Origin of the sequence: Streptomyces sp. NPDC102462, assembly GCF_044765425.1 — a bacterium.
Lineage (GTDB): Bacteria > Actinomycetota > Actinomycetes > Streptomycetales > Streptomycetaceae > Streptomyces.
This window is the reverse complement of sequence record NZ_JBIWKB010000130.1, coordinates 1-4,673: the sequence shown is the minus strand read 5'-3', so window position 1 is coordinate 4,673 and position 4,673 is coordinate 1. Positions and strand designations below refer to the sequence as shown.

The following is a 4,673-nucleotide window of genomic DNA, read 5'->3' as shown; positions in this document are numbered from 1 at the left end:
AGCAGGCGCCGATCGCCTACGAACAGCAGTCAGCTACCCTGACACTTGCCGCATAACGACACGAACAGGTGTCCACTCCTCGGGGACAAGGCCCGCGCGAGTGTGGTGTTGCCGCGGCCGGTGCCCAGTTCGACGCGGCCGTTGGACAGGATGTCCTCGGTGGCGACGCGTTCTGCAACGCGCAGGGGGTGGTTGATCCGGGTCGGTAGCAGCGTCACGAGGTGGATGAAGCGGATGCGGCTCGTGAGGGCCATCAGGTAGGGGTAGAGCACCTCCGGAGCCGAGACCGAGGCCGTGCCCAGGGCGACGTGCTGCTCGGAACTGCCGAAGCCGTCGAAGCCCACCCGCTCCGCCAGGAGCACCTCCTCGATCAGCTCCCGATAGCGGTGCTCATGCGTGAGCCCGACCGGGGTGTCGCCCTCAGTCATGAGGATGAAGTCCATGACGACCCTTCCGTCGAATGTTATTCGCCGATAACGTAGGGCGTAGTCCAGCCCTGGTCAAGGTCCCGCTCAAGCCCAAGCACCGTTAGGTGCCGGTAACAATGACGGTCGGGCTGAGCATGCATCGCCGACCACGCCGGGGTCGTACCGACGTCGACGAGAGTGCGATCTTGCCAGCCGGTCCAGTGGAAGACGGCTGCGCCGCTGAGGGCTTCATCACGACTGCGGACGGTGAACCACGTGCCTACTCGTTGACGACATCAGGGCGTGCACACCCACGGCTACTCGACCACGCGCACGCGGCCCGGCCGCCGTCAGCAGGTCATGCCCGAACCGGAGCCCAGCTCCTGGGGCAGGTACTCTCACTGGATGCCGGTGTGCAGCACGAACAGGATCCCGCACAACGCCTGCCGGTCCGGCGCCCTCGGCCGTCCTTCGACCAGCTTCGGTCCCGGCTTGGCAGCACGGCTCGATCAACGCCCACAGTTCATCCGACACGGTCCACGGCCACGACTGGCGCTTCCCCACGGCCAGACCAACGAGCAGACAAGCCAACAGCACATGGTCGGCCACTTCTGTGAGGACCTCTGAGCGCCTCGGCCCCACCCCAGGGCCCTATCGTCACAAGCCTGCGCGCCATGGCGACCACACCTGTGATGCGGTCGCCATGGCGGCGCCGATACCAAGCACGCCACCCGTCGAGGCGACTACACCCGGGCGCCAAGCAGCTGACTGGCAAGAACTGCGTGCCCTCTGGGCAGCGCACAGGTGGGTGTACTGCGCATTCTCCGTGTCAGACGGTGTCTGCTGGGATGAGTAGTGCGTTGATGGCGGCGGTGCGGATGGTGTTTGCCACGGTCTCGGGGTCGAGTCCGCTGTTGAACTGTGGGACAGCGTTGATCATCGAGAAGACGGCGTGGGTCAGGACGCGGGTCTGGGCGTCTGACAGGTCGGGCCTCAGCCGGGCGACCAGGCCGCTCCACTCCTCGGCGTAGAGGCGCATCATGCGTCGCATGCGATGGCGTTCGTCGTCGGGGACGTTGTGTTCGTTCTTCAGGAACACCAGCGTGGACGGCACGTTGTCGAGGGTGCGTCTGACGTGGTAGTCGATCATCGCTTCGAGTGCCTGGCGTGGATCCGAGATCTCGGCTGCCGTCTTGCGTGCGTTCGTCAGCAGCTCGTTCAACGGATCCTCGAGCACGGCGATGAGCAACGCCTGCTTGCTGGGGAAGTGCCGGTAGAGGGCGGGGCCGGTCACGCCGGCGCGGGAGCCGATCATCTCCGTGGTGACCGCGTCGAAGGCACGCTCGTTGAACAGCTCGCCGGCGACCTTGATCAGCACCTGCCGACGTGTCGCGCGCGGAGATGCGGTACGAGGAGAAGGTGAGCTAGTCATGTACGAAGCTTACGTGAATCGTCGATAACGGATCGTTGCGTGCGTCGTGAGCAGGTCGGCGACGGCGTTCAGACAGGCAAAGCCCAGCTCAGAGGAGATGCCGTCCGGGTTGCCGAGTACTCCGTCGGACGCGACAGCCTTGACGCCGTCGGTAAGTAGCCGCGTCAGAAGTCGGCGCGCCGAGATCGGCAAGCGGCATAGGTGGCCCCGGGCCTCGGCCTGCAGTGAAAGCGTCCGGCGCAACCAGTCCGCACCGGCGGTCGAGTGCGCGCCTTCTGATGCAGGGCGACAGCGAGTCATACCGATCGGCTAGGGGTTCCAGGCACCGCGGCTTGGCGGCAGCGTGCCGCTCCGTGGCGCATAGCGGCAGGACCGCACACGCATGCCGCTCCCTAGGAATCCGAGATCTCGACAAGCCCGGGCGCCCGCGACTCGCTCACGTGTGGTTACTCCTTCCCGGTCGGCCCTTTCGTTGTTATCGGGGCCTAACGCGATCGGCCCGCCGGTGGCCTTTTGACCTGGAGTGAGCTATCTTCAATGTTATCGATGATTAACATCTGCTAGAAGGGTCGTCATGGACTTCATCCTCATGACTGAGGGGGACACCCCGGTCGGGCTCACGCATGAGCACCGCTATCGGGAGCTGATCGAGGAGGTGCCGCTGGCGGAGCGGGTGGGCTTCGACGGCTTCGGCGGTTCCGAGCAGCACGTCGCCCTGGGTGCGACTTCGGTCGCCGCACACACTGCCCGCGAGGTGTGGAATGGCTGATCAAGTCCAGGGACTGGATGCGGCCGCCTTCCGCTCGGCGCTGGCTCAGTTCCCTTCAGGCGTGACGATCGTGACGACCCGAGGCGCTGACGGCACGCCGTACGGATTCACCGCGAGCTCCTTCGCGGCCTTGTCACTTGACCCGCCACTCATTCTCGTTTGTCTGGACCAAGGGGCGGACTGCTTCCCGGCCTTCGTCGCGGCTGAGCAGTTCGTGGTGAACATCGTGACGCCCGGACATGCGAAGTTGGCGATGAAGTTCGCCACGAAGGGCGAGAACAAGTTCGCACACGGGAGCTTCGAACCTGACGAAAATGGTCATCCGATACTGCCCGACGGCGCCGCGGTCATCCGCTGCGAGCTGGAGGAAGCAGTGCCCGGAGGAGACCACGTAATCCTCATCGGCCGAGTGCACGACGCCCGGATAGGCGGCGGCAAGCCGGTGACGTGGTATCGAGGCGACTTCCTCCACCTCGGGGAGAGCGTTGCATGAACCACATCGGATCGACAGTCGTGGTGGATCGCAGCGCTGTGGTGCGACCCTCCGCTCGAGCCGTGCTGCGACCGTACGGTGAGTGATCCCGTGAACTCCGACCGCGTGAAGATCGGGAACGTGCTGCACCCGGTGGCAGACGTCGACGCCGCTGTGCGCTTCTACACCGACATCTTCGGCCTGGCCACGATGTTCGTCGACAGTGACCGCTACGCCGCCCTCGACGCCGGCAGCACCACGTTGGCCCTGGCCGGCCCGGCCGAGGACGTCACCGGCGGTGCGCCCGCGGCGTCGTTCAAGGTCCCCGACGTGGCCTTGGTGCTCGCACTCCTCGTGCAGGGTGGCGGGTCCGTAGTCCGGGAGATCGAGCGCGGTCCGCATGAGGTTCGGGCCGTAGCCAGGGACCCATGGGGCAACACCGTGGTGATCTACGGACCGCAGTAGGTGAGTCCGGCAGCGGGTCTCTGGCCTCCGGCATGCCCCCAGACTGAGACATCAGGGCGCATCTCCGGCCGAGGAACTCATACCCGATGACATTCCTGTACTACAGCCGGAGATCTTGAGGATCGGTGATGGGTGGGATCGGCCGGTGGTGGGCCCAGGGGCGGAGGTGGTCCGGGAGCGGGTCTCCGCGGCGTCGGAAGTGACTGACCATGGCGCGGGTCTGGTGGAGTCGGCGCCATAACTCGCAGGTCAGGACGGTCTCCACAGGGTGGCGGGGGTTGAGGTGGGTGGCGGCCAGGCAGTGCCGGATGGTGTGGACCGAGGGCCGCAGGAGCGGGCCGGGGATCAGCCGGCGGCCTCGCTTTCGTCGATGGTCCGGTGCGCCAGTCCGAGTCGCCTCCGGTGCTTGAACTGCCACCACTTGATTTGCTACTTGCCGTCCCGCCAGTGTCGTAGAGCTTGTCCCCGTCGGTGTCATAGCAGGCCTCGCTGGTGCAGCCGGGACCGTTTTCCGATGTCCAGACGGTTCCGGGGTTGATCGCGCTGCAGCCGTCGCAATAGAGACCTGTGGGGTCGCTGTGGGTGGTGGGGTTGTTGTCGGCGTAGGTGTAGCCGTTGAGGCTTTGTGGGTCGGTTGTGTCGAGGATGGGGTCGACGCTGAGGAACTGGGCGGTGGTGGGGTCGTATGCGCGGGCGCCGATGTGGGTGAGGCCGGTGGTGGTGTCTTCTGGTTTGCCGAGGAAGCCCTTGTCGTCGGGCCAGGGGCCGAACAGGGGTGTGCCGCGGTCGGCGCCGAAGGGGGTGGTGTAGCGCTTGTTGATGGCCCAGGTGGTGGCGTCCAGAGTGATGCCGGCGGTGCCGTGGGGGTCGGTGGCCAGGAAGGACAGTTTGGTGCCGGTGGTGCCGGCCGTTGCCGTGCGGACGGCGACGGTCCGGCCGCCGAGGGTGTAGTAGCGGGTGCCGGTGAGGGTCTTGGTGGTGCCCTTGACGGTCAGGCGGACCTCGGTGTTGCCGAGGTAGAGGACGCTGTCTGCGTCACCGGCCGCCCGGCGGATGAGGAGGTTGCCGTCGGCGCCGTAGAGGTAGGTGGTCTGCTTGCTTCCCTCGGTGAGGTCCGCGAGTCTGCCT

The 4,673-nt window shown here is 66.1% G+C and carries 6 protein-coding genes and 1 pseudogene; 3 read left to right on the top strand and 4 right to left on the bottom strand.

Features of this window, described 5'->3' with window-relative positions; all coding sequences use genetic code 11:
* Positions 1-29: 29 nt before the first annotated feature.
* The 3 genes and pseudogenes from ACIRFL_RS43475 to ACIRFL_RS43465 all read right to left on the bottom strand — a co-directional run bounded on the left by ACIRFL_RS43475 (position 30) and on the right by ACIRFL_RS43465 (position 1,839).
* Positions 30-443: an LLM class flavin-dependent oxidoreductase gene (locus tag ACIRFL_RS43475; protein ID WP_404041215.1), complete on the bottom strand. Its 414-nt coding sequence runs from the start codon at positions 441-443 to the stop codon at positions 30-32.
* A 365-nt stretch (positions 444-808) separates the two neighbouring features.
* Positions 809-1,001 (bottom strand): annotated as a pseudogene (locus tag ACIRFL_RS43470) (transposase); the annotation flags it as partial.
* 235 nt (positions 1,002-1,236) lie between these two features.
* Positions 1,237-1,839, bottom strand: coding sequence for a TetR/AcrR family transcriptional regulator (locus ACIRFL_RS43465; protein WP_404041212.1), 603 nt, complete (start codon positions 1,837-1,839; stop codon positions 1,237-1,239).
* Between the two features lie 574 nt (positions 1,840-2,413).
* Here ACIRFL_RS43465 and ACIRFL_RS43460 point away from each other — a divergent pair.
* The 3 genes from ACIRFL_RS43460 (at position 2,414) to ACIRFL_RS43450 (ending at position 3,545) form a co-directional block, all read left to right on the top strand.
* Positions 2,414-2,608, top strand: a complete 195-nt coding sequence (locus ACIRFL_RS43460) for a hypothetical protein (protein WP_404041209.1) — start codon at positions 2,414-2,416, stop codon at positions 2,606-2,608.
* Entirely contained in the window at positions 2,601-3,101 is a 501-nt protein-coding gene (locus ACIRFL_RS43455) for a flavin reductase family protein (protein WP_404041207.1), read from the top strand. The genes ACIRFL_RS43460 and ACIRFL_RS43455 overlap by 8 nt, the downstream gene beginning before the upstream one ends.
* Positions 3,102-3,191: 90 nt before the next feature.
* Positions 3,192-3,545 carry a VOC family protein gene (locus tag ACIRFL_RS43450; RefSeq protein WP_404041204.1) on the top strand — a complete coding sequence of 118 codons (354 nt, stop codon included), beginning with the start codon at positions 3,192-3,194 and terminating at the stop codon, positions 3,543-3,545.
* A gap of 77 nt (positions 3,546-3,622) precedes the next feature.
* Here ACIRFL_RS43450 and ACIRFL_RS43445 read toward each other — a convergent pair.
* Positions 3,623-4,673, bottom strand: a 1,051-nt coding sequence (locus ACIRFL_RS43445) for an RHS repeat-associated core domain-containing protein (protein ID WP_404041201.1), incomplete at its 5' end; no start/stop codon positions are given.